General features: G+C 38.3%; 16 protein-coding genes and 4 pseudogenes. 19 read left to right on the plus strand and 1 reads right to left on the minus strand.

Annotated features, from left to right (window positions below; all coding sequences use genetic code 11):
- The first annotated feature begins 72 nt into the window (after window positions 1–72).
- The 9 genes and pseudogenes from B4W83_RS00460 (at window position 73) to ciaH (ending at window position 8,327) form a co-directional block, all read left to right on the plus strand.
- On the plus strand, window positions 73–309 hold the full coding sequence (locus B4W83_RS00460; protein ID WP_000141911.1) for a DUF2829 domain-containing protein: 237 nt from the start codon (window positions 73–75) through the stop codon (window positions 307–309).
- Window positions 302–1,000 (plus strand): 3-oxoacyl-ACP reductase, encoded by a 699-nt coding sequence (locus B4W83_RS00465; protein WP_000198452.1) that lies wholly within the window; start codon window positions 302–304, stop codon window positions 998–1,000. The genes B4W83_RS00460 and B4W83_RS00465 overlap by 8 nt, the downstream gene beginning before the upstream one ends.
- Before the next feature lie 10 nt (window positions 1,001–1,010).
- Window positions 1,011–1,490 carry an NUDIX hydrolase gene (locus tag B4W83_RS00470; RefSeq protein ID WP_000403937.1) on the plus strand — a complete coding sequence of 160 codons (480 nt, stop codon included), beginning with the start codon at window positions 1,011–1,013 and terminating at the stop codon, window positions 1,488–1,490.
- 7 nt (window positions 1,491–1,497) lie between these two features.
- A complete protein-coding gene (locus tag B4W83_RS00475) occupies window positions 1,498–2,226 on the plus strand; it encodes a GNAT family N-acetyltransferase (RefSeq protein WP_000418693.1) in 729 nt (242 codons plus the stop codon).
- A gap of 41 nt (window positions 2,227–2,267) precedes the next feature.
- Window positions 2,268–3,137, plus strand: a pseudogene (locus B4W83_RS00480) (putative PEP-binding protein).
- A pseudogene (locus B4W83_RS00485) lies at window positions 3,112–3,551 on the plus strand (ASCH domain-containing protein). Before B4W83_RS00480 ends, B4W83_RS00485 begins: the two co-directional pseudogenes overlap by 26 nt.
- A 122-nt stretch (window positions 3,552–3,673) precedes the next feature.
- Window positions 3,674–6,220, plus strand: coding sequence for a M1 family metallopeptidase (locus B4W83_RS00490; protein ID WP_001149095.1), 2,547 nt, complete (start codon window positions 3,674–3,676; stop codon window positions 6,218–6,220).
- Between the two features lie 108 nt (window positions 6,221–6,328).
- Complete coding sequence (ciaR, locus tag B4W83_RS00495) at window positions 6,329–7,003, plus strand: two-component system response regulator CiaR (protein WP_000590626.1); 675 nt, start codon at window positions 6,329–6,331, stop codon at window positions 7,001–7,003.
- Entirely contained in the window at window positions 6,993–8,327 is a 1,335-nt protein-coding gene (gene ciaH / locus B4W83_RS00500; RefSeq protein WP_000491804.1) for a two-component system sensor histidine kinase CiaH, read from the plus strand. The genes ciaR and ciaH overlap by 11 nt, the downstream gene beginning before the upstream one ends.
- Window positions 8,328–8,496: 169 nt before the next feature.
- Here ciaH and B4W83_RS00505 read toward each other — a convergent pair whose 3' ends face one another.
- On the minus strand, window positions 8,497–8,784 hold the full coding sequence (locus B4W83_RS00505; RefSeq protein ID WP_001111516.1) for a DUF3270 domain-containing protein: 288 nt from the start codon (window positions 8,782–8,784) through the stop codon (window positions 8,497–8,499).
- A 139-nt stretch (window positions 8,785–8,923) separates the two neighbouring features.
- Between B4W83_RS00505 and B4W83_RS00510 the strand changes: the two genes are divergently transcribed.
- From B4W83_RS00510 to B4W83_RS00555, 10 genes and pseudogenes are all read left to right on the plus strand, one after another.
- Window positions 8,924–9,853, plus strand: coding sequence for a peptidase U32 family protein (locus B4W83_RS00510; RefSeq protein ID WP_000411855.1), 930 nt, complete (start codon window positions 8,924–8,926; stop codon window positions 9,851–9,853).
- A gap of 198 nt (window positions 9,854–10,051) precedes the next feature.
- Window positions 10,052–12,502 (plus strand): bifunctional DnaQ family exonuclease/ATP-dependent helicase, encoded by a 2,451-nt coding sequence (locus tag B4W83_RS00515; RefSeq protein ID WP_000848730.1) that lies wholly within the window; start codon window positions 10,052–10,054, stop codon window positions 12,500–12,502.
- A 36-nt stretch (window positions 12,503–12,538) separates the two neighbouring features.
- On the plus strand, window positions 12,539–13,762 hold the full coding sequence (locus B4W83_RS00520) for an FtsW/RodA/SpoVE family cell cycle protein (RefSeq protein WP_000830667.1): 1,224 nt from the start codon (window positions 12,539–12,541) through the stop codon (window positions 13,760–13,762).
- A gap of 10 nt (window positions 13,763–13,772) precedes the next feature.
- Window positions 13,773–14,327 carry a DJ-1 family glyoxalase III gene (locus B4W83_RS00525; RefSeq protein WP_000361936.1) on the plus strand — a complete coding sequence of 185 codons (555 nt, stop codon included), beginning with the start codon at window positions 13,773–13,775 and terminating at the stop codon, window positions 14,325–14,327.
- Between the two features lie 85 nt (window positions 14,328–14,412).
- Window positions 14,413–14,976, plus strand: a complete 564-nt coding sequence (locus B4W83_RS00530) for an HAD family hydrolase (RefSeq protein WP_025172083.1) — start codon at window positions 14,413–14,415, stop codon at window positions 14,974–14,976.
- 14 nt (window positions 14,977–14,990) lie between these two features.
- Window positions 14,991–16,937: a DNA topoisomerase (ATP-hydrolyzing) subunit B gene (gyrB, locus tag B4W83_RS00535; RefSeq protein ID WP_000134042.1), complete on the plus strand. Its 1,947-nt coding sequence runs from the start codon at window positions 14,991–14,993 to the stop codon at window positions 16,935–16,937.
- Between the two features lie 81 nt (window positions 16,938–17,018).
- Window positions 17,019–18,746, plus strand: a complete 1,728-nt coding sequence (ezrA, locus tag B4W83_RS00540) for a septation ring formation regulator EzrA (protein WP_000064834.1) — start codon at window positions 17,019–17,021, stop codon at window positions 18,744–18,746.
- A 191-nt stretch (window positions 18,747–18,937) separates the two neighbouring features.
- A pseudogene (locus B4W83_RS00545) lies at window positions 18,938–19,147 on the plus strand (IS66 family transposase); the annotation flags it as partial.
- Window positions 19,148–19,616: 469 nt separating this feature from the next.
- Window positions 19,617–24,410 (plus strand): S8 family serine peptidase, encoded by a 4,794-nt coding sequence (locus tag B4W83_RS00550; RefSeq protein ID WP_000502031.1) that lies wholly within the window; start codon window positions 19,617–19,619, stop codon window positions 24,408–24,410.
- Between the two features lie 209 nt (window positions 24,411–24,619).
- Window positions 24,620–24,912, plus strand: a pseudogene (locus B4W83_RS00555) (IS630 family transposase); the annotation flags it as partial.

The raw sequence follows: 24,912 nt of genomic DNA on the forward strand, positions 1-24,912 counted from the left end.
TCAAAAAGCCGTTTTAAAGCGGTTTTTTTGTTATAATGAAGGGGAGAATTATTGACATTAAAGGAGAAAAACATGACATTTGAAGAAATTCTACCTGGCTTAAAGGCTAAGAAAAAATATGTACGAACTGGTTGGGGAGGTGCTGAAAACTATGTCCAACTCTTTGATACCATCGAGCAAAATGGGCTTGCACTTGAAGTGACACCTTATTTCCTAATCAACGTGTCTGGAGAAGGAGAAGGTTTTTCCATGTGGAGCCCGACACCTTGTGATGTTTTGGCGACAGATTGGGTAGAAGTGCATGACTAGACGTGTATTGATTACGGGAGTGAGTTCAGGGATCGGCCTAGCTCAGGCTCGACTCTTTTTAGAGAAGGGCTTTCAAGTTTATGGAGTGGATAAAGGTGAAAATCCACTATTACAGGGTGATTTCCACTTTCTACAGAGAGATTTGACCTTGAACTTGGAACCTATTTTTGACTGGTGTCCTCAGGTAGATATTTTGTGTAATACTGCAGGAGTTTTGGATGATTATAAAACCCTATTGGAACAATCAGCGCAGGACATTCAAGAGATTTTTGAAATTAACTACATGACTCCTGTTGAGTTGACTCGGTATTATTTGACACAAATGCTGGAAAATAAAAAGGGAATCATCATCAATATGTGTTCCATTGCTTCTAGCCTAGCAGGTGGAGGTGGTCACGCCTATACTTCCTCTAAGCATGCCTTGGCTGGCTTTACCAAGCAGTTGGCTCTAGACTATGCTGAAGCTGGGATTCAGGTCTTTGGTATCGCTCCAGGAGCAGTCAAGACAGCTATGACCTCTGCAGATTTTGAGCCAGGTGGATTGGCTGACTGGGTTGCTAGTGAAACACCAATCAAGCGCTGGATTGAACCAGAGGAAGTGGCAGAAGTCAGTCTCTTTTTGGCCAGTGGTAAGGTATCTGTCATGCAGGGTCAAATTCTGACAATAGATGGTGGCTGGTCTTTGAAGTAGGAGGATTTGGATGGAAATCAAAAGACACTTTGGAGTCTACGCTGTTTGCTTAGAAAATGGGAAGTTACTCTGCATTGAAAAAACGAGAGGCCCTTATCAACATCGGTATGATCTACCTGGAGGCAGTCAGCAACTTGGTGAAGGACTGACGGAAACGCTGACTAGAGAAGTTATGGAAGAGACGGGATTTACTGTTAGAAGCTACTCTAATCCTCGAATCTACGATGTTTTCGTCAGAGAAGAGTTAACAAATTTTATGGTTCACCATGTCATGGCCTTGTATGATGTTGAAATGAATGAGAGTGCACCTCAAGTTACGACTTCGGAAGCTGTGTCTGATGGTGCGAATGATTCACTTGGATATATTTGGATGGATATTCAAGAGATTACAGAAGAAAATGCATCGCCATTAGTCTCGAAGGTTAAGTCTGAATTATTAGGATTTCCAGAACTGGACAAGACTTCTTACATGAATTGGAAGGTGAAGTAGAGGGATAATGGAACTATTTAAAACATGGAAGAAAAATATGGTTCTCTATGGTCTTAAATCTCAAATTGGAACTGTCTACCGAAACAATGATAGGACAACAAGCTTTTATGATGTTGGGAATTTTCTATACCTAGCAGGGGAGTTGGATTCCAGATTTTGGGAAGATTTTGTTAGAAAATATGGTTTAGATTATAAGATTATTATTTCAGAAAATACTAATTGGCAAGATTTTCTGCATCGAAAAGTGGGGCTAAATTCTTTTACTCGCTATTCTTTTAAAGATAAGGCAAATTTTCAAGTTGAATTTTTAAATAATCTAGTTACTCATTTAGAGGAAGGTTACAATATTGTGCCTATTGATAATCATATTTATAACTGCTTTTCTACGGAAGAATGGTCACAGGATTTACAGGGGGATTTTGAGTCCTATCAGGATTTTGTTTTAAAAGGTGGATTTGGCTTTGTGATTCTTAAAAATAATGAACTGATTGCTGGGATTTCCTCAGGGTTAGTTTACCGTAAAGCAGTTGAAGTGGAAGTTGCAACTAGACCAAACGAACAAGGGAATGGATTTGCTAAAAAGCTTGGTGCTGCAATGATTCTAGAGAGTTTAAATAGAGATATGTTTCCACTTTGGGATGCTCATAATGAGGCTTCCAAAAAAGTAGCAGAATTTTTAGGATATGAGTTATCTGAACCTTATGAATCTTTTGAACTAGAGGAAATTTTGAGATAATTATATATGATATTGTATCTTTTAAGACGAGGTGAATGGCTATGAAAAATCAACTTGCCCTTAGTGGCGAAAAAATTCTTGAAAAAGTTTACCCCTAATTATTTCACCACGTCGGCATGATTCGTGGGGAATATTTGTTGAGAGAGCTTAATCAAAACATCATATTAGCAAGTTGTCAGCAATTTGTAAAAGATTATCTAGAGACTATCTGCTCCCTGTACTCAGATGAAGAAGTTTGGTATCGTTTTACTGAATTAACGAATACAGAAGCCAATTGTTTAGTGGGGACTAAAGAGTTTTTTGACGAAGGGCATCCCTTGTTTGGCTATAGAGGAACTAGGCGTTTACTGGCGTGTTTGGATGAATTTCAGGCTGAAGCACATGTCGTTACAGAAGTTTATCAAACCAACTCCAATCTATCTCTTATCTTTCCTTTTGTCAATGATGCCGACCAATTAAAACAAGCTATTACAGTATTGCGTCAGTATGGCTTTACTGGGAAAGTCGGAACGATGATTGAATTACCGTCAGCGTATTTTGACTTATCTAGTATACTGGAAACGGGCATTTCAAAGATTGTAGTTGGAATGAATGATTTGACTTCCTTTGTTTTTGCGACTATGAGAAACAGTCAATGGCATGATATGGAAAGTCCAATAATGTTAGATATGCTAAGAGATATGCAGGATAAAGCAAGAAAGAACAAGATTGATTTTGCTGTAGCAGGCTATCTGAATACTTCTTTCATACAAAAAATGAATCAGTTGGGGATCAAGTGCATTATCCACTACAGTTCTATTCCAGAGATTTTTGATTTAGAGATTGACCATCCAGATCATCTTAAACACATAAAAGAAGAAAGTAAAAAATTACAAAGGAGTACCCATGATACCGCAAGAAATGTGGAATAAATACAAGCAAATCAATCCTTTGATCGGAGATGAAATCGATGCTTGGGCTTTTGGAGTTGAACCAGATCTTTTAGCGGATTTGGTGTTTAAAGGAAAAAAGACAGAACAGCATCAGCCTATGACCTCTATGTACTAGAAGACGAACCACTTCCCCAAGTAGGGACCTTCGATATCATTTTAGATAGTCAAAATCAGTCTGTCTGCATTGTCGAAATTACAAAGGTTTCTGTTGAACTCTTCAATCAAGTTTCTGCGCAACATGCCTTTAAGGAAGGTGAGGGAGACAAATCACTTGCCTATTGGCGCCAGGTTCATGAGGATTTTTTCAGAGACTGCTTGGGTGAAGCAGGATTGACTTTTACACCTGAAAGCAAGGTTGTTTTAGAAGAATTTCGCAAGGTCTACCCACTGTAGACTATTAGAAGGAAGAAAGTTTTGGAAATCGCTGTCCAATCCTTTTTTCTCAAGCAAAATATGATATAATAAGTTTGTTTGAAGAAGAGCAGCAGCTCTTAAACTTAGAATAGGAGAAAACTATGCAAGCAGTTGAACATTTTATTAAGCAATTTGTTCCTGAACATTATGATTTATTTTTAGATTTGAGTCGTGAGACCAAGACTTTTTCTGGGAAAGTGACCATCACTGGTCAAGCACAGAGTGACTGCATCTCCCTCCACCAAAAAGATTTGGAAATCACCTCTGTAGAAGTTGCAGGTCAAGCTCGTCCATTTACAGTTGACCATGACAATGAAGCCCTTCATATCGAATTGGCTGAGGCTGGTCAAGTTGAATTGGTTCTTGCCTTTTCTGGTAAAATTACAGACAACATGACAGGGATTTACCCTTCTTATTATACAGTTGATGGAGTCAAGAAGGAGGTCTTGTCTACTCAGTTCGAGAGCCATTTTGCGCGCGAAGCTTTCCCATGTGTGGATGAGCCTGAAGCCAAAGCAACTTTTGACCTCTCTCTTCGCTTTGACCAAGCAGAAGGTGAATTGGCCTTGTCAAACATGCCAGAAATCGATGTTGAAAACCGTAAGGAAACAGGTATCTGGAAGTTTGAGACAACACCTCGCATGTCTTCTTACTTGTTGGCCTTTGTTGCTGGTGATTTGCAAGGGGTGACCGCTAAAACTAAAAATGGTACCCTGGTAGGTGTCTACTCAACCAAAGCACATCCACTTTCAAATCTTGATTTCTCACTGGATATCGCTGTTCGCTCTATCGAGTTTTACGAAGATTACTATGGAGTTAAGTACCCAATTCCTCAATCTCTCCACATCGCCCTTCCTGACTTCTCAGCTGGTGCTATGGAAAACTGGGGTCTGGTGACCTACCGTGAAGTTTACTTGGTTGTCGATGAGAACTCTACATTTGCTAGCCGTCAACAAGTTGCCCTTGTTGTGGCCCATGAATTGGCTCACCAATGGTTTGGGAACCTCGTGACTATGAAATGGTGGGATGACCTTTGGCTCAATGAAAGTTTCGCTAATATGATGGAATACGTCTGTGTGGATACCATCGAACCAAGCTGGAATATCTTTGAAGATTTCCAAACAGGTGGAGTACCTCTTGCTCTTGAACGTGACGCTACTGATGGCGTTCAGTCTGTCCACGTCGAAGTTAAACATCCAGATGAAATCAATACACTCTTTGACGGCGCTATCGTCTATGCCAAAGGAAGCCGTCTCATGCACATGCTTCGCCGTTGGCTAGGAGATGCTGATTTTGCTAAAGGTTTGCACGCCTACTTTGAAAAACACCAATACAGCAACACCATTGGTAGTGACCTTTGGGATGCCCTTGGTCAAGCGTCAGGACGTGATGTCGCAGCCTTCATGGATTCTTGGTTGGAACAGCCTGGTTACCCAGTTCTTACTGTCAAAGTTGAAAATGATGTCTTGAAGATTTCACAAAAACAATTCTTCATCGGTGAGAACGAAGACAAGAACCGTCTCTGGGTGGTGCCACTCAATAGCAACTGGAAAGGCTTGCCTGATACACTCGAAACTGAAAGTATCGAAATCCCTGGCTACGCAGCTCTTCTTGCTGAAAATGAAGGAGCTCTTCGTCTCAACACTGAAAATACTGCCCACTATATTACCGACTATCAAGGAGACTTGTTAGAAGCTGTTCTTGCTGAGCTAGAGACACTTGATAACACAAGCAAACTGCAAATTGTTCAAGAACGTCGTTTGTTGGCTGAGGCAGGGCACATTTCTTATGCAGACTTGCTTCCAGTTCTTGATAAACTTGCTAAGGAAGAGTCTTATCTGGTGGTTTCAGCTGTTTCTCAAGTGATTTCAGCCCTTGAGCGCTTTATTGATGAAGGAACGGATGCTGAAACAGCCTTCAAAGGACTGGTTGCTAAATTGGCTCGTCATAATTATGACCGTCTTGGTTTTGAAGCTAAAGACGGAGAATCAGATGAGGATGAATTGGTTCGTCAGCTGGCTGTTTCGATGATGATTCGCTCAAATGATGCAGAAGCTAGTCAAGTCGCTAGCCAAATCTTCGCAACACACAAGGAGAATCTTGCAGGACTCCCAGCAGCTATTCGCTCACAAGTTCTGATTAATGAGATGAAACATCATGAGACTAAAGACTTGTTAGCACTTTATCTTGATACTTATACTCACGCAACAGATGCTGTCTTTAAACGCCAGTTGGCAGCAGCTCTTGCATACAGTACAGATGCGGATAATATCCAAAACTTGATTGCTGCTTGGAAGGACAAATTTGTGGTCAAACCACAGGACTTGTCTGCTTGGTATTACCAATTCCTAGCTCATCAAGCAACTCAGAAAACAGCTTGGTCTTGGGCGCGTGAAAACTGGGCTTGGATTAAGGCAGCCCTTGGTGGAGATATGAGCTTTGATAGCTTTGTTATCCTTCCTGCTCATGTATTTAAGACTCAGCAACGCTTGGCAGAGTACAAGGAATTCTTTGAGCCACAACTTTCTGACCTTGCTCTTAGCCGTAACATCGGCATGGGAATCAAGGAAATTGCAGCGCGTGTTGACTTGATTAACCGTGAAAAAGCTGCAGTCGAAGCAGTTGTTCTTCAATACGGAAATGCATAAATAAGCCTAAAATAAAAAGAAAACTCAGCTATCTCATGTAAAATGCAGAGAGTTGAGTTTTTTTTAAGGCAAATTTGGTATAATGGTTTTAATAAGGAGGAGTTTCTCATGATAAAAATCTTATTGGTTGAGGATGACCTAGGTCTGTCAAATTCAGTATTTGACTTTTTAGACGATTTTGCGGATGTTATGCAGGTATTTGATGGTGAAGAAGGTCTCTACGAAGCTGAAAGTGGTGTCTATGACTTGATTTTGCTCGATTTGATGTTGCCAGAAAAAAATGGTTTCCAAGTCTTAAAAGAATTGCGTGAAAAGGGAATTACGACACCAGTTCTGATCATGACCGCCAAGGAAAGTTTGGATGACAAGGGACATGGATTTGAACTGGGAGCGGATGATTATCTGACCAAGCCTTTCTACCTAGAAGAACTCAAAATGCGGATTCAGGCCCTTCTCAAACGTTCAGGCAAGTTTAATGAAAATACGCTATCTTATGGAGATATTCTCATCAATTTATCAACAAATACCGTTAAGGTTGAAGATACTCCAGTCGAATTGCTGGGGAAAGAGTTCGATTTACTAGTTTATTTCCTTCAAAATCAAAATGTTATTTTGCCTAAGACGCAGATTTTTGATCGTCTATGGGGATTTGATAGTGACACAACGATTTCAGTTGTCGAAGTTTATGTTTCAAAAGTCCGTAAGAAATTAAAAGGAACCACTTTTGCAGATAATTTGCAAACCTTGCGCAGTGTTGGGTATATTTTAAAAGATGTTCAGTAAACTAAAAAAAACATGGTATGCGGATGATTTTAGTTATTTTATCCGCAACTTTGGTGTCTTCACTCTGATTTTCTCTACCATGACTCTGATTATTTTACAGGTCATGCACTCGAGTCTCTATACTTCAGTGGATGATAAGCTCCACGTACTAAGTGAAAATCCTCAAGCAGTTATTCAACTGGCAGTGAATAGGGCAACAGAAGAGATTAAAGATTTAGAAAATGCTAGGGCGGACGCTAGTAAAGTAGAAATAAAACCTAATGTCAGTTCCAATACGGAAGTCATTCTCTTTGATAAGGACTTTACTCAACTTCTTTCTGGAAATCGATTTTTGGGCTTGGATAAGATTAGGTTAGAGAAAAAAGAACTAGGCCATATCTACCAGATTCAGGTTTTTAATAGCTATGGGCAGGAAGAAATCTATCGCATGATTTTGATGGAAACCAATATCAGTTCGGTTTCAACCAATATCAAGTATGCTGCTGTCTTGATAAATACCAGTCAGTTGGAGCAGGCCAGTCAAAAGCATGAGCAATTGATTGTCGTTGTGATGGTAAGTTTCTGGATTTTGTCTTTGCTTGCAAGTCTTTATCTAGCTCGGGTTAGTGTTCGACCCCTGCTTGAGAGCATGCAGAAGCAGCAGTCCTTTGTGGAAAATGCCAGTCATGAGTTACGGACTCCACTTGCAGTTTTGCAAAATCGCTTAGAGACCCTTTTCCGTAAGCCAGAAGCTACCATTATGGATGTGAGCGAAAGTATTGCATCGAGTTTGGAAGAAGTCCGAAATATGCGTTTTTTGACGACAAACTTGCTGAACTTAGCTCGGAGAGATGATGGGATTAAGCCGGAGCTTGCAGAAGTTCCAACTAGTTTTTTCAATACGACTTTCACAAACTATGAGATGATTGCTTCGGAAAATGATCGTGTCTTCCGTTTTGAAAATCGTATCCATCGTCCGATTGTCACAGACCAGCTTCTCTTGAAGCAGTTGATGACTATCCTATTTGATAATGCTGTCAAGTATACTGAAGAGGATGGTGAAATTGATTTTCTTATCTCGGCGACCGATCGCAATCTGTATTTACTGGTTTCTGATAATGGAGTCGGTATTTCGACAGAAGATAAAAAGAAAATTTTTGATCGTTTTTATCGAGTGGACAAGGCTAGAACTCGTCAAAAAGGTGGTTTCGGTTTAGGATTATCTCTGGCCAAGCAAATTGTAGATGCGCTTAAAGGAACCATTACTGTTAAAGATAATAAACCCAAGGGAACAATCTTTGAAGTGAAGATTGCCATCCACACACCATCGAAAAAGAAAAAATAAAAAGAGTCTGGGGCAAAAGTCTAACCTTAAATATAAAAAGCGAACAAAACAAGTTATCTGACACTCAGAATTCTGTTTTGTTCGCTTTTTTGTCTAATCTATCGATTTTAAAAACTTATAATAAAGAATTCCTAAAATCAAAATCCTTTTGTCCCAGACTCTTTTGGATTTATTTTCTACGTTTTCGTTTGATAATAGACCGTTGAACTTTTAAAACAAGTAAGCTGGATCCGATTGCTGCGGCAAAGGCAAGAGCAGTTGATAATTTTAATGCTAAAAAGATAAAACTAAAGATAGCAATACAGATACAAAAAACAGCGATATTAACAAAAAATAAAATTTCTTTGAGATTGCTATCAGCTTGTGCTTCAGGTGTATAAGCTTGATAATGAGGAAGTTGTTGGTTTAATTCTTCTTGATAGTCTACCTCATAGGATTGTAATTTTCTTGCGGGCATTATTCTCTCCTTAACAGTACATACCTATTTTATCATTTTTTCAGCAGAGAATTATTACAGAAAGGTTACAAAAAGAATAAAGTCCCTTTTCATTTTCAAAGCATGGCTGATTTTGGAGAAATGTGGTATAATTTTTCTTATGGAAAAGATTGTCATTACAGCAACTGCTGAAAGTATTGAACAAGTTGAACAACTACTCGAAGCTGGCGTAGACCGTATCTATGTCGGTGAGAAAGATTTTGGCCTTCGTCTGCCAACGACCTTTAGTTATGACCAATTACGTGAAATCGCTAAGTTGGTTCATGATGCTGGTAAGGAATTGATCGTTGCGGTCAATGCTCTCATGCACCAAGATATGATGGATCGTATCAAGCCTTTCTTAGACTTTTTGGAAGAAATTAAGACAGACTACATTACGATTGGGGATGCAGGTGTCTTTTACGTAGTCAACCGCGATGGTTACTCCTTTAAGACTATCTACGATGCTTCAACTATGGTGACAAGCAGTCGTCAGATTAACTTCTGGGGACAAAAGGCTGGCGCATCTGAAGCTGTTTTGGCGCGTGAAATTCCATCGGCTGAACTCTTCAAAATGCCAGAGATTTTGGAAATTCCTGCTGAAGTTTTGGTTTACGGTGCCAGTGTCATCCATCATTCTAAACGTCCGCTCTTGCAAAATTACTATAACTTTACACATATCGATGATGAAAAGACTCGCAAGCGTGACCTTTTCTTGTCTGAGCCAAGTGATCCTGAGAGTCACTATTCCATTTTTGAAGACAATCATAGGACCCACATCTTTGCCAACAATGACCTTGATTTGATGACCAAATTGACAGAATTGGTAGAGCATGGTTTTACTCACTGGAAACTAGAAGGGCTCTACACTCCTGGTCAGAACTTTGTTGAGATTGCAAAACTCTTTATCCAAGCGCGTAGCTTGATCCAAGAGGGCAACTTTAGCCATGACCAAGCTTTCTTGCTGGATGAAGAAGTTCGTAAACTTCACCCTAAAAACCGTTTCCTTGATACAGGATTTTATGATTACGATCCTGATATGGTTAAATAAAGCAAATGATTCGTTGAGAGAAGGAAGATTTAAAATTTCTTCTCTCAATTTTTTGTATTTCTCCAATATTTTCAAAAAATAAGTAGGCTAGGATGCTCTGTTTGCTGGAATTTTTAATACAAGTAACCTTCTCGAGTTTGAAAATTATCCTATGTTTGCAGGTGCCAAATGGCCCTTTTTTTGGTATAATTTTTTATAATGAAAACGATTGGTAATCGCTATGTTGTGGTGGATTTAGAGGCAACTAGCACAGGTAGTAAGGCTAAAATTATTCAAGTGGGAATTGTTGTGATTGAGGATGGAAAAATCGTCGATCACTATACGACGGATGTCAATCCACATGAACCTTTGGATGCTCATATCAAAGAACTGACAGGACTGACTGATCAACGTCTGGCACAAGCGCCTGATTTTTCGCAAGTTGCCAGAAAAATCTTTGACTTGGTGGAGGATGGGATTTTTGTAGCCCATAATGTTCAGTTTGATGCTAATCTCTTGGCGGAAAATTTATTTTTTGAAGGCTATGAACTAAGAAACCCTCGTGTTGATACGGTCGAATTGGCCCAGGTCTTTTTCCCTGAACTGGAAAAATATAGCTTGCCGATTTTGTGTCGAGAATTAGGAATTCCTCTTAAACACGCACACACAGCCCTTTCAGATGCCCAAGCTACAGCAGAATTACTTCTTTTTTTACGGGAAAAGATGACCCAGCTTCCTAAAGGTCTCTTGGAACGCTTGCTGGAAATGGCTGATGCTCTCTTATATGAGTCCTATCTGGTTATTGAAGAAATTTATCGAAGTCAATCTATCCTGAGTTCACCAAACTTGGTCCAAGTTCAAGGACTGTATTTCAAGAAAACTACAGCTCCCCTGGAGCTACGAAAACTATCTCAAGATTTTTCTAAAAATATTTCTTTGTTGAACCTTGAAGTGAGGGAGGAACAAGAAAGTTTTGCTAAAGAGGTTGGCTTGCTATTGAAAGATGAGCCTGTCTCTCTGATTCAAGCGCCGACTGGGATTGGGAAAACTTATGGCTATCTCTTACCCGCTTTGTCCCAAGTGGAAAATCGTCAGATTGTCCTTAGTGTTCCGACAAAGATTCTTCAAAATCAAATCATGGAAGAAGAAGGTAAACGTCTCAAGGAAGTATTTCATACAGATATTCATTCTTTAAAGGGACCACACAATTATCTGAAGTTGGATACCTTTTATCGTTCCTTGCAGGAAAATGATGAAAATCGCTTATTTAGACGTTTTAAAATGCAACTCTTGGTCTGGTTGACAGAGACAGAAACAGGAGATTTGGATGAAATTGGGCAACTCTACCGTTACCAACATTTTCTGACAGATCTTTGTCATGATGGGAATTTATCATCTCATAGCTTATTTGTGACGGAAGATTTTTGGAAACGTAGTCAAGAAAGGGCACAAACCTGCAAGCTTTTAGTGACCAATCATGCCTATCTTGTAACTAGACTGGAAGATAATCCTGAATTTGTCAGTGACCGTTTATTGATTATTGATGAAGTTCAAAAGATTTTGTTAGCTCTAGAAAATCTGCTTCAAGAGACCTACGATATCCAGTCTATTATCAATTTGCTTGATAAGGCTCTACTGGAGGAGCAAAATAAGGTCCAACAACGAATACTAGAAAGTATTCGCTTTGAGTGCTTCTACTTGATAGAACAATTTCAGTCTGGAAAATCTAGGAAAAATATCTTAGATTCTCTGGTCAATCTCCATCAGTATTTTTCAGAATTAGAGGTAGAAGGCTTTGAGGAGCTGGTTCGCTATTTTACAGCTGACCGAGATTACTGGCTTGAAGCAACTGAAACGAGTCAAAAGAAAATTCAGATTTCTTCTACGAAATCAGGCCGTATTCTTCTATCTTCCTTAGTGCCTGATTCATGTCAAGTCTTGGGAGTGTCGGCCACTCTTGAGATTAGTCAAAGAGTTTCTTTGGCAGACCTGTTAGGCTATCCCGAAGCTAAATTTGTTAAGATTGAAGCTTGTAAAAAACAGGATCAAGAAGTGGTCTTGGTCAAAGATTTTCCTCTAGTAACAGAAACTTCCTTAGAAGTTTATGCCCAAGAGGTAGCTGATTTACTGATGGGAGTTCAAGCTTTCCAGCAACCGATTTTGGTTCTCTTTACCGCTAAAGACATGCTTCTAGCAGTATCGGATTTACTTCCAGTTAGCCACTTGGCCCAGTATAAAAATGGGGATGTTCATCAGCTAAAGAAACGCTTTGAAAAAGGTGAACAACAAATCCTGCTTGGCGCAGCAAGTTTCTGGGAAGGAGTTGATTTTTCAAGTCATCCTTTTGTAATTCAAGTTGTACCAAGACTTCCTTTCCAAAATCCTCAAGAGCCCTTGACGAAAAAGATCAATCAGGAACTAATTCAAGAAGGGAAAAATGCCTTTTATGATTATCAATTGCCAATGGCTATTATTCGTTTAAAACAGGCTTTGGGAAGAAGTATGAGACGTGAACACCAACGTTCTTTAACTCTTATTTTGGATAGGAGAATTGTCGGAAAACGATACGGCAAGCAAATAGTGACTTCTCTAGCAAAAGAAGCGACTGTTAAAACCGTCTCTCGATCCGAAGTTGATGAAGCTGTTGATAAATTTTTAAATGAACTTTGATAAATAGTATTGTATGAAAGTATAAGGTTAGTGTATATGAAACGTTCTCTCGACTCAAGAGTCGATTATAGTTTGCTATTGCCAGTATTTTTTCTACTGGTTATTGGCGTGGTGGCTATCTATATAGCTGTTAGTCATGATTATCCAAACAATATTCTGCCCATTTTAGGGCAGCAGGTCGCCTGGATTGCCTTGGGGCTTGTGATTGGTTTTGTGGTCATGCTCTTTAATACAGAATTTCTTTGGAAAGTAACCCCCTTTCTGTATATTTTAGGCTTGGGACTCATGGTCTTGCCAATTGTCTTTTATAATCCAAGCCTAGTTGCATCAACGGGTGCCAAAAACTGGGTATCGGTAAATGGTGTTACCTTGTTCCAGCCGTCAGAATTTATGAAGATATCCTATATCCTCATGTTGGCTCGTGTCATTGTCCAGTTTACCAAAAAACATAAGGAATGGAGACGCACGGTTCCGCTGGACTTTTTGTTAATTTTTTGGATGATTCTCTTTACTATTCCAGTCCTAGTTCTTTTAGCACTTCAAAGTGACTTAGGGACGGCTTTGGTTTTTGTAGCCATTTTCTCAGGAATCGTTTTATTATCAGGGGTTTCTTGGAAAATTATTATCCCAGTATTTGTGACTGCTGTAACAGGAGTTGCTGGTTTCTTAGCCATCTTTATTAGCAAGGACGGACGAGCTTTTCTTCACCAGATTGGAATGCCGACCTACCAAATCAATCGGATTTTGGCTTGGCTCAATCCCTTTGAGTTTGCCCAAACAACGACTTACCAGCAGGCTCAAGGGCAGATTGCCATTGGGAGCGGTGGTTTATTTGGCCAAGGTTTTAATACTTCAAATCTGCTTATTCCAGTTCGTGAGTCAGATATGATTTTCACGGTCATTGCAGAAGATTTTGGCTTTATTGGCTCTGTCCTGGTTATTGTCCTTTACCTCATGTTGATTTACCGTATGTTGAAGATTACTCTCAAATCAAATAACCAGTTCTACAGCTATATTTCCACAGGTTTGATTATGATGTTACTCTTCCACATCTTTGAGAATATCGGAGCTGTGACGGGCTTGCTTCCTTTGACTGGGATTCCTCTGCCTTTTATTTCGCAAGGGGGATCGGCTATTATCAGTAACTTGATTGGTGTTGGTTTGCTTTTATCGATGAGTTACCAGACTAATCTAGCTGAAGAAAAGAGTGGAAAAGTCCGATTCAAGCGGAAAAAGGTTGTATTAAAACGAATCAAATAAGGAGAAAATCATGGATAAAGTAGCAGTTATGTTAGCTCAGGGCTTTGAAGAAATTGAAGCTTTGACAGTTGTGGATGTTTTGCGTCGGGCAAATATCACTTGTGATATGGTTGGTTTTGAAGAGCAAGTGACGGGTTCACATGCAATCCAAGTCACAGCAGATCGTGTCTTTGATGGTGATTTATCAGATTATGACATGATTGTCCTTCCTGGAGGGATGCCTGGTTCTGCACATTTGCGCGATAATCAGGCCTTGATTCAAGAATTGAAAAGCTTCGAGCAAGAAGGAAAGAAACTGGCAGCCATTTGTGCGGCTCCAATTGCCCTCAATCAAGCAGGGGTATTGAAAAACAAGCAGTACACTTGTTATGATGGTGTTCAAGAGCAAATCCTTGATGGTCAATATGTCAAGGAAACAGTAGTGGTAGATGGTCATTTGACAACCAGTCGAGGTCCCTCGACAGCCCTTGCCTTTGCCTACGAGTTGGTAGAGCAATTAGGAGGAGACGCAGAGGGGTTACGAACTGGAATGCTCTATCGAGATGTCTTTGGTAAAAATCAATAAAACGGGAGTTAACCTCTCGTTTTTTTATGTGGAAAACTCAGGGAAATCATCGCTTTTTTAACGAAAAAATGGTATAATGAAAGCTATGAAATATCACGATTATATCTGGGATTTAGGTGGAACTTTACTGGATAATTATGAAACTTCAACAGCTGCATTTGTTGAAACATTGGCACTGTATGGTATCAGACAAGACCATGACAGTGTCTATCAAGCTTTAAAGGTTTCTACTGATTTTGCAATTGGGACATTCGCTCCCAACTTAGAGCATTTTTTAGAAAAGTACAAGGAAAATGAAGCCAGAGAGCTTGAACACCCGATTTTATTTGATGGAGTTTCTGACTTATTGGAGGACATTTCAAATCAAGGTGGGCGTCATTTCTTAGTTTCTCACAGAAATGATCAGGTCTTGGAAATTTTAGAAAAAACCTCTATAGCAGCTTATTTTACGGAAGTAGTGACTTCTAACTCAGGCTTTAAGAGAAAACCAGATCCTGAGTCCATGATTTATTTAAGAGAAAAGTATCAGATTAGCTCTGGTCTTGTAATTGGTGATCGGCCGATTGATATCGAAGCAGGTCAAGCTGCAGGATTGGATACCCACTTGTTTACCAGTATCGTGAATTTAAGACAAGTATTAGACATGTAAGAAAAAGGAATAAGATGACAGAAGAAATCAAAAATCTGCAGGCACAAGATTATGATGCCAGTCAAATTCAAGTTTTAGAGGGTTTAGAGGCTGTTCGTATGCGTCCAGGGATGTATATCGGATCGACCTCAAAAGAAGGTCTTCACCATCTAGTCTGGGAAATTGTTGATAACTCAATTGATGAAGCCTTGGCAGGATTTGCTAGCCATATTCAAGTCTTTATTGAGCCCGATGATTCGATTACAGTTGTTGATGATGGGCGTGGTATCCCAGTCGATATTCAGGAAAAAACAGGCCGACCTGCTGTTGAGACAGTCTTTACGGTTCTTCATGCTGGAGGAAAATTCGGCGGTGGTGGATACAAGGTCTCGGGTGGTCTTCACGGAGTGGGGTCATCAGTAGTTAATGCCCTTTCCACTCAATTAGATGTTCATGTCCACAAAAACGGTAAAATTCATTACCAAGAATACCGTCGTGGTCATGTTGTTGCAGACCTTGAGGTGGTTGGAGATACGGATAAAACGGGAACAACAGTTCACTTCACACCGGACCCAGAAATCTTTACGGAAACAACAACCTTTGATTTTGATAAATTAAATAAGCGTATTCAAGAATTGGCCTTTCTAAATCGTGGTCTTCGAATCTCTATCACAGATAAGCGTGAAGGTTTGGAACAAACCAAGCATTACCATTATGAAGGTGGGATTGCTAGTTACGTTGAATATATCAACGAGAATAAGGATGTTATCTTTGATACACCAATCTACACAGACGGTGAGATGGATGATATCACAGTTGAAGTAGCTATGCAGTACACAACAGGTTACCATGAAAATGTCATGAGTTTCGCCAACAATATTCATACCCATGAAGGTGGAACGCATGAGCAAGGTTTCCGTACGGCATTGACTCGTGTTATCAATGATTATGCTCGCAAGAATAAATTGCTTAAAGACAATGAAGACAACCTGACAGGAGAAGATGTTCGTGAAGGATTAACTGCAGTTATTTCAGTTAAACACCCAAATCCACAGTTTGAAGGACAAACCAAGACCAAACTGGGAAACAGCGAAGTGGTCAAGATTACCAATCGCCTCTTCAGTGATGCCTTCTCTGATTTTCTCATGGAAAATCCACAGATTGCTAAGCGTATCGTGGAAAAAGGGATTTTAGCTGCTAAGGCTCGTGTGGCTGCCAAGCGTGCGCGTGAAGTTACTCGTAAAAAATCTGGTTTGGAAATTTCCAACCTTCCAGGGAAACTAGCAGACTGTTCTTCTAACAATCCTGCTGAAACAGAACTCTTCATCGTCGAAGGAGACTCAGCTGGTGGGTCAGCTAAATCTGGTCGTAACCGTGAGTTCCAGGCTATCCTTCCAATTCGCGGTAAGATTTTGAACGTTGAAAAGGCAAGTATGGATAAGATTCTAGCTAACGAAGAAATTCGTAGTCTTTTCACAGCGATGGGAACAGGATTTGGTGCAGAATTTGATGTTTCAAAAGCCCGTTACCAAAAACTCGTTTTGATGACCGATGCCGATGTCGATGGAGCCCATATTCGTACCCTTCTTTTAACCTTGATTTATCGTTATATGAAACCAATCCTAGAAGCTGGTTATGTTTATATTGCCCAACCACCAATCTATGGTGTCAAGGTTGGAAGCGAGATTAAAGAATATATCCAGCCGGGTGCAGATCAAGAAATCAAACTCCAAGAAGCTTTAGCCCGTTATAGTGAAGGTCGTACCAAACCGACTATTCAGCGTTATAAGGGGCTAGGTGAAATGGACGATCATCAGCTGTGGGAAACAACCATGGATCCCGAACATCGCTTGATGGCTAGAGTTTCTGTAGATGATGCTGCAGAAGCAGATAAAATCTTTGATATGTTGATGGGGGATCGAGTAGAGCCTCGTCGTGAGTTTATCGAAGAAAATGCTGTCTATAGTACACTTGATGTCTAAAAAATAGGGAGAAGTAGTTCCCTTGGTCTAAAAAATATGATATAATCGTTACGATTGTTTCAAGTAAAAAAGGAGTTTGATATGTCTAATGGACAACTAATTTATTTAATGGTTGCAATTGCAGTCATTTTAGTTCTGGCTTATGTAGTAGCAATCTTTCTACGTAAGCGAAACGAGGGGAGATTAGAGGCGCTAGAAGAAAGAAAAGAAGAACTATACAATCTTCCAGTAAATGATGAAGTAGAAGCTGTAAAAAATATGCACTTGATTGGACAAAGTCAAGTGGCTTTCCGTGAATGGAATCAAAAATGGGTCGATTTATCTCTCAACTCTTTTGCCGATATTGAAAATAATCTCTTTGAAGCAGAAGGCTATAACCATTCATTTCGTTTTCTCAAGGCCAGTCATCAAATTGACCAAATTGAGAGTCAAATTACTTTGATTGAAGAAGATATTGCTGAAATTCGCAATGCTTTGGCAGACTTAGAGAAGCAAGAATCTAAAAATAGTGGTCGTGTTCTTCATGCTTTGGATTTATTTGAGGAACTTCAGCATAGAGTTGCTGAAAATTCAGAACAGTATGGTCAAGCCTTGGATGAAATTGAAAAACAATTAGAAAATATCCAATCTGAATTTTCACAATTTGTAACCTTGAATTCATCGGGTGACCCTGTGGAAGCCGCAGTGATTTTGGATAATACAGAAAATCACATTTTGGCCTTAAGTCATATTGTGGATCGTGTTCCAGCCTTGGTTACGACGCTTTCTACAGAATTGCCAGATCAATTACAGGATTTGGAAGCCGGTTATCGTAAACTAATTGATGCTAATTATCATTTTGTTGAAACGGATATTGAAGCACGTTTCCACTTGCTTTATGAAGCATTCAAGAAAAACCAAGAGAATATTCGCCAGTTGGAATTGGATAATGCCGAATATGAGAATGGACAGGCACAAGAGGAAATCAATGCTTTGTATGATATTTTTACTCGAGAAATTGCTGCTCAGAAAGTAGTGGAGAATCTACTTGCAACTCTTCCAACTTACCTTCAACATATGAAAGAGAATAATACTTTATTGGGAGAAGATATTGCACGTTTGAACAAGACCTATTTACTTCCTGAGACAGCTGCAAGCCATGTTCGTCGTATTCAGACAGAATTAGAGAGTTTTGAGGCAGCTATTGTTGAGGTAACTTCAAATCAAGAAGAACCAACCCAAGCTTATTCAGTTCTTGAAGAAAATCTTGAGGATTTACAAACTCAACTAAAAGATATTGAAGATGAGCAAATTTCAGTTAGTGAGCGCCTGACACAAATTGAGAAAGATGATATCAATGCACGTCAAAAGTCCAATGTTTATGTCAATCGTCTCCATACTATCAAGCGATACATGGAAAAACGCAATCTGCCAGGTATTCCACAAACTTTCTTGAAATTATTCTTTACGGCAAGCAATAATACCGAGGATTTAATGGTTGAGTTAGAACAGAAAATGATTAACATTGAATCTGTTACCCGAGTTCTTGAAATTGCAACGAATGATATGGAAGCTTTAGAAATGGAAACTTATAATATTGTACAATATGCAACCTTAACAGAGCAACTCTTGCAATATTCTAACCGCTATCGCTCATTTGATGAACGCATTCAAGAAGCATTTAACGAAGCTTTAGATATTTTTGAAAAAGAATTTGATTATCACGCTTCATTTGACAAGATTTCTCAAGCATTGGAAGTGGCAGAGCCTGGTGTAACCAATCGCTTTGTTACCTCATATGAGAAAACACGTGAAACGATTCGTTTTTAAAAAGCTTAGTTCATTCTAAGCTTTTTTCTTTACTCAAAAGCCATGAGTTTACTTATTTATCATTGAAATTAATGCTTGGTTTTGATATTATTTAAATATGAAGAAAGATAGAACAAAGCGTGGTAGTCACGCTAAAATGGGACGGAGTAAAAGAGTCCAGTGGACTCTTTTAGCCTAAGCTAAATTTTAAAAAGCGAGGGTGGTTGTTTTCTCAAAGTTTTGAAGGAGCTAAAGCAAGAGCTATTATTATGAGCTTGTTGGAAACAGCTAAACGTCATCAATTACATAGCGAGAAATATCTATCCTATCTTCTAGAATGTCTTCCAAACGAGGAAACTCTCGTAAACAAAGAGGTTTTAGAGGCTTATTTACCATGGACTAAAGTTGTACAAGAAAGGTGAAAATAAGAAATCTCCAGATTAGGAACTATCGCTAAGTTCACTAATCTGGAGATTTTTCAATAGACTTCGTTATTGTACGGTTACGTTTGTCACAGTTCCTGAAATGCTTAATTCACGATTATAGTAAAATGAAATAAGAATAGGACAAATCGATCAGGACAGTCAAATCGATTTCTAACAATGTTTTAGAAGTAGAGGTGTACTATTCTAGTTTCAATCTACTATAAAAGCACATGAACTATTCTATGACCGTGATTAGTAAGGTTTTTGCTTAATGAGTAATTGAATGGAAAGTAATTATTTAATAAAGAAATTTAGTCTTGTATTAATCGAGATTAAATTTCTTTATGTTTAAATTACATGAGAAGAGTGATTAATATTACAATTTTGTTACAAAATAAGTTTTTGATAGAATTTTCAGATAATTTAGGATATAATACTTTTAATTTAAATAAAAAGGAGTGATTTTATGGGAGACTGCAAAGATTTTTGTCATAAAAAGTACCAAATAGCAACGATTTTTCTGCTATCGGTCTTTGCATGCAGATTTGCTTTAGTACAGGTTAGTGCTGCTGAGGGGAAATTTGAAACATCCAATCAAGTTACACATGCAGTAATAATTAATAAATTAGATGATTCAAATAAGCTCGCACCGTCAGTCACGGCTGACAAGAATGCTCTAGATTCTTCTTCAAAGGAAAAAACAGAAGCGACAGCGTCAGTAAAACAAGATGATTCTATAGAATATAGAGATAATAAGTCAGACAAGAATGTAATCACACAGAAAGAAAAGACTGCTATAAAAAGTGAAGAGAAGAAGGAAGAATCAGCAGTAGAAAGAAGTTCTTCTTCCGAAAGTTCACAATCACAGTCGTTATCTCAAAGTGGACATAAAGAAAAGCCAAATAGTATCTCCAGTAATGAAATGATTACTGTCCCTAAAACATGGGAAGCAGGACACAAAGGGCAAGGAACTGTAGTCGCTGTTATAGATTCAGGCCTTGATTTGAATCATGAAGTTCTGCGTATTTCTGATCCGTCAAAGGCGAAATTTAAAAATCAGGATGATATCGAAAAAGCTAAAAAAGCTGCCGGTATTGACTATGGAAAATGGTACAGTGACAAGGTAGTATATGCTTATGATTACTTTGATGGAACTGATAATATAAAAGAGGCTGAAAAAGAGTCTCATGGAATGCACGTTACTGGTATTGTAGCTGGAAATCCAATTAATAAAGCCCCGAATTCTGAGAAGGTTTATGGGGTGGCGCCAGAAGCTCAAATTATGTTTATGAGAGTTTTTTCAGATAGAGATAAAACTACAGCCTCTGCCCTCTATGTAAAAGCCGTTGATGACGCAGTTGCGTTAGGTGCGGATGTGATCAATATGAGTTTGGGTGCAGGTGCGGGTTCAACTGTAGATGCGGGTTCAGATATTATTGAAGCAGTAAAAAGAGCACGCACTAAAGGAGTATCTGTTGTTATTGCTGCTGGTAATAGCAATACTTTCGGTAGAGGTTTTTCACAACCATTAGCAGAAAATCCTGATTATGGTCTCGTCGGAAATCCCTCTACAGTAGAAGATTCAATTTCTGTTGCTTCGATTAATAATAAAATTCTAACTACTGAAGTCTTTGAAGTAAAAGGTTTAGAAAATGACGCTACCCTTGATTATGGTAAGTTTGATTTTAATAGACCTGAAACAGAAAAAGATTTTGAAAAAGGGAAAGAATACGAATATGTAGCAACGGGTATTGGTCGTGAAGAAGATTTTGCTAATATTGATGTAAGAGGTAAGTTAGCACTGATTCAACGTGGTAAAATCCATTTCTCTGATAAGATTAAAAATGCTCTTCAACACGGTGCAGCTGGAGTTTTAATTTATAACAACGTTGAAGGTGCAAATGTTAGTATGTCTGTTACAGGTGATGCTAAGAAAATCCCATCTGTCTTTATTTCAAAATATTATGGTGAAATTCTTAAGTCTGGTCAGTATAAAATTGTCTTTAATCACAAGATGGATAATCGTAAATCAGATGTTGCAGACCAATTGTCAGATTTTTCAAGTTGGGGAGTTACAACAGATGGACAATTGAAACCAGATGTTACTGCACCTGGTGGAAATATCTATTCATCATTTAACGACAATAGTTATGGAAGTATAAGTGGAACAAGTATGGCGGCCCCTCATGTAGCTGGTGTCGCAGCATTAGTCAAAGAATATTTAGCAAAGAAACATCCTGAATTATCAGCTAGTCAAATTTCAGAGATTGTAAAAGCTTTAATTATGTCTACTGCAAAACCACATTTTAATAAACAAACTGGAGCCTATACTTCTCCACGTCACCAAGGTGCTGGCGTAGTTGACACGATGGCGGCAACAAGCACAGATCTATTTGTAACAGGTGCAAATAATTATCCAAGTGTTACTCTTGGTAATGTTGGTGATAAATTTACCTTTGAAGTTACAATTCATAATATTTCGGATAAAGACCGAACATTGAAGATGATTGTAAATACAAATACGGACGAAGTTGAAGAAGGAAAATTCACTCTCCGTCCACGAAAACTAACTGAAACAGTTTGGCCCGAAGTAACTGTGAAAGCTCATAGTACGAAGACAGTAACAGTTAGTGTAGATACAAGTAAGTTTACTGAAGAACTTAGCAAAATAATGCCAAATGGTTATTTTCTAGAAGGATTTGTTAGATTTGTCAATCCTGCAGATGATGGTTCTGTTATTGGTTTACCATTTATGGGATTTAAGGGAGAATTCCAAAATCTACCTGCAATTGAAAAACCAATTTATCAATTGATTAAGGAAGGAAACAGTGGATTTTACTCTGAAATTGATAAAGATAATCCAGGAATTTCACCTTCAGACGATGTAACTTATTTAACAAGTTCTGAAAATGATGTAAATGTTTTAAAAGCAGAGCGTCAAGGAAATCGAGTGACTGTACTCGGAGTGAAACAAGATGATGAAGGAAAATACCATCTTCAATTAGATGAAAAGGGTAATGTTCGCCTTGCTATCTCGCCGAACGATGATGGTAATAAAGATTCTGTTCAATTTAAAACTCTTGTCTATAGAAACTTGGTAAATCTTCGTGCAACTGTTTATGATTCTTCGGATACAACACACAGTCAGCCTATTTGGCAAAGTCGTCCAACAGACCTTGTGAAAAATTATTTTGATGGCGATACTAGAAATCCAAGAAGTTACATTGTAGATAAAACAGCTTGGGGAGGACAGGATTCTAATGGAAATCGAGTCTCTGATGGAATTTATGACTATGTTATTAGTTATAAGCCAGATGTCCCTGGAGCTGAAGAACAATACACAATATTTAAAATTCAAATCGATACACAAAAACCTCTGATTACTTCGGGATATATTCGTTCTCAAAAAAATCAAGAACAATTTATAGCTCGTAAACCTCAGGATGTCGGAAATGGCGGAATTCTTCTAGAAAAAGTCTTTTATATTCGTCCTTCTGAAAATAGAGAGGCGGCAGATTCAGAAATCGAACAGTATCAGATTATCAAACAAAATGAAGATGGTAGTTATACACTTCCTAAGAACATTGATAAATCGAAAATCTTCTATTATGTGGAAGACTTTGCGGGAAATGTAGATTTTATATCTCTCAAAGATCTTGTAGGTGAAGAAAATAGTGGTCGTGTAAAAATTGCTATACTAAACAATAAAACCAATGATGAGATTGATACAACTTATGTTTATCGCATTAAAAATAGCGAAGGTCAATATGTAACCGTTGATAAGTCAAAAGATATTAATTTCTTGAAATTTGGGCATTATGTTGCAGAAATTTTTAGCTATGATCGTACAGAGTTGAAATTTGTGAGTGCTCTATCTAAGGAATTTGATTTAACGAAAGAAAATAGTTTTCAAACTATTACCTTCTTGGCTAACAAAATGAAATATGCCCCAGTAACAGTTGGCTTTAATCAAGCTGTTCCTGGAACTACAATGATTACTTTAGTAGGTGAAGACGGTCAGAGTCAAGTCTTGCCAGCTGAAACATATGGTAAACATTCTTATGGTAAGAAAGTGGTTACTGGTGAATATAAAGTTCTTGTAAATCTGTCAAACGGTTATGAATTACTTGATAATCTTCAACCATTTAAAGTTCTGTTTGGTAAAAATAATGTTTTGTCACTTTCAGTTGTTTCTAAGTTAGCTCTGATTGCAGCTTTAAATAAACAAATGGAAGTAGTTAAAACTCCAAGATATTATAATACAAAACAGAATTTAAAAGAGATGTTTGAGCAAAGTGTCAAAGATGCGCAACTAGCATTAGGAAGTAAACTTAACCAAGATAAAATTGACCAAATTGTTAAGGCTTTAGAGTCTGCTATGCAAACATTGGATGGTAAGGAATCTGATATCACATCATTGAAGAATGCCATTAAAGCATATGCTGAGACAGTTAAAAAAGGTAAATATATAAATTCTGATCAAGAACGCAAAGGTCAATATGATCGTGAATTTAAACTCTTGGCATTATTAATTACAAAAGATTTGATAACTCAAGATGAAATTGACCGTCTGTTGACCACTTTCTTGCAAGCTCAAGACCAGCTGAATGGGAAAGAAACAGATTTTATGAGCCTAAAGAATGTTATCGAGGATGAAGTGAAGTTCCAAGAAAAAGATCCAAGATTTTTGACAGCTAGCAAAGAGGAGAAAGATGCATATCATCTTATTTTCAACAAAGCTAAGCTACTTTTGGAAAATGCAGAAGCTAGTCAAGAAGAAATTAATGAAGTAATCAAAGCTCTAAAAGAAACGGTTGTAAAACTTAAGGCTAATAAAGTAGAGATCCCAACCAAACCAGTTGTACCAGTTAAGCCGGTTGATCCAACTAAAGCAGTTGCACCAGTTAATCCAGTTATTCCAGCTAAACCAGTTGTAACGATCAAGCCAGTTTCTCAAGTGCAACCTGTTAAATTAGTAAGTCAAAATAGACAAGTCTCAACTATTAAGCCTTCAATTAGCAATGATAAAATTGAGAAAGCTACATCAATTACAATACATCATTCCAATATAGAAGCTAAGCATGAGAATAAAACACTAGCTGGAAGTGATCAACAAGTGCTTTTAGCTACAGTCATCAAAGAAGGAAAACAGTTACCAGCCACTGGTGAGAATAACATGATTTCTATTATGCTAAGTATTTCTGGAATTTCTCTCTTGTTGTCAGTTATTGGACTTGTAACTTTTTCAAAAAGTGAGTAGAGAATACAAGCTAAATTCCCAAAGTAAGTTCCACCGCTAGTAGAATTGGAAGTTAGTCTGAGAAAAATCATAAAAACCAGTGGAATTCCGTGTCAGGGTAAGTTCCACTGGTTTTACTCATGCTTGATTTCTATAGTAGTATCGTGAGCAAAAGGATTCAAATTATAGTATAGTTGCTTAGTTTCAAACAAGCATGTTATAATAAAGCTATGGCATATAGTACAGATTTTAAACAGCGAGCATTAGATTACATCAAAGAGGGGCACAGCCATGTCGAGGCAGCCAAGGTTTTTGATGTTGGCGTCAGAACTCTCTTCACGTGGGAAAAGAACTTACGTGAACAAGGACACTTAGAGAGGAAAAAGCGAGTCGTCAAAAACCGAAAGATTCCTTTAGAGGAATTGAAATCCTTTGTAGAGGCTTATCCAGATGCTTTTTTACGGGAAATTGCGGCACATTTTGATTGTGCTGTCCCTTCAGTATGGGCAGCTTTAAAGCAGAT

It is taken from the genome of Streptococcus pseudopneumoniae ATCC BAA-960 = CCUG 49455 (genome assembly GCF_002087075.1).
GTDB lineage: Bacteria > Bacillota > Bacilli > Lactobacillales > Streptococcaceae > Streptococcus > Streptococcus pseudopneumoniae.

What these genes read in the sequence shown, in the direction of transcription:
- B4W83_RS00460 (WP_000141911.1), top strand. Translation starts at nt 73, where the DNA reads ATGACATTTGAAGAAATTCTACCTGGCTTAAAGGCTAAGAAAAAATAT.
- B4W83_RS00465 (WP_000198452.1), top strand. Translation starts at nt 302, where the DNA reads ATGACTAGACGTGTATTGATTACGGGAGTGAGTTCAGGGATCGGCCTA.
- B4W83_RS00470 (WP_000403937.1), top strand. Translation starts at nt 1,011, where the DNA reads ATGGAAATCAAAAGACACTTTGGAGTCTACGCTGTTTGCTTAGAAAAT.
- B4W83_RS00475 (WP_000418693.1), top strand. Translation starts at nt 1,498, where the DNA reads ATGGAACTATTTAAAACATGGAAGAAAAATATGGTTCTCTATGGTCTT.
- B4W83_RS00490 (WP_001149095.1), top strand. Translation starts at nt 3,674, where the DNA reads ATGCAAGCAGTTGAACATTTTATTAAGCAATTTGTTCCTGAACATTAT.
- ciaR (WP_000590626.1), top strand. Translation starts at nt 6,329, where the DNA reads ATGATAAAAATCTTATTGGTTGAGGATGACCTAGGTCTGTCAAATTCA.
- ciaH (WP_000491804.1), top strand. Translation starts at nt 6,993, where the DNA reads ATGTTCAGTAAACTAAAAAAAACATGGTATGCGGATGATTTTAGTTAT.
- B4W83_RS00505 (WP_001111516.1), bottom strand. Translation starts at nt 8,784, where the DNA reads ATGCCCGCAAGAAAATTACAATCCTATGAGGTAGACTATCAAGAAGAA.
- B4W83_RS00510 (WP_000411855.1), top strand. Translation starts at nt 8,924, where the DNA reads ATGGAAAAGATTGTCATTACAGCAACTGCTGAAAGTATTGAACAAGTT.
- B4W83_RS00515 (WP_000848730.1), top strand. Translation starts at nt 10,052, where the DNA reads ATGAAAACGATTGGTAATCGCTATGTTGTGGTGGATTTAGAGGCAACT.
- B4W83_RS00520 (WP_000830667.1), top strand. Translation starts at nt 12,539, where the DNA reads ATGAAACGTTCTCTCGACTCAAGAGTCGATTATAGTTTGCTATTGCCA.
- B4W83_RS00525 (WP_000361936.1), top strand. Translation starts at nt 13,773, where the DNA reads ATGGATAAAGTAGCAGTTATGTTAGCTCAGGGCTTTGAAGAAATTGAA.
- B4W83_RS00530 (WP_025172083.1), top strand. Translation starts at nt 14,413, where the DNA reads ATGAAATATCACGATTATATCTGGGATTTAGGTGGAACTTTACTGGAT.
- gyrB (WP_000134042.1), top strand. Translation starts at nt 14,991, where the DNA reads ATGACAGAAGAAATCAAAAATCTGCAGGCACAAGATTATGATGCCAGT.
- ezrA (WP_000064834.1), top strand. Translation starts at nt 17,019, where the DNA reads ATGTCTAATGGACAACTAATTTATTTAATGGTTGCAATTGCAGTCATT.
- B4W83_RS00550 (WP_000502031.1), top strand. Translation starts at nt 19,617, where the DNA reads ATGGGAGACTGCAAAGATTTTTGTCATAAAAAGTACCAAATAGCAACG.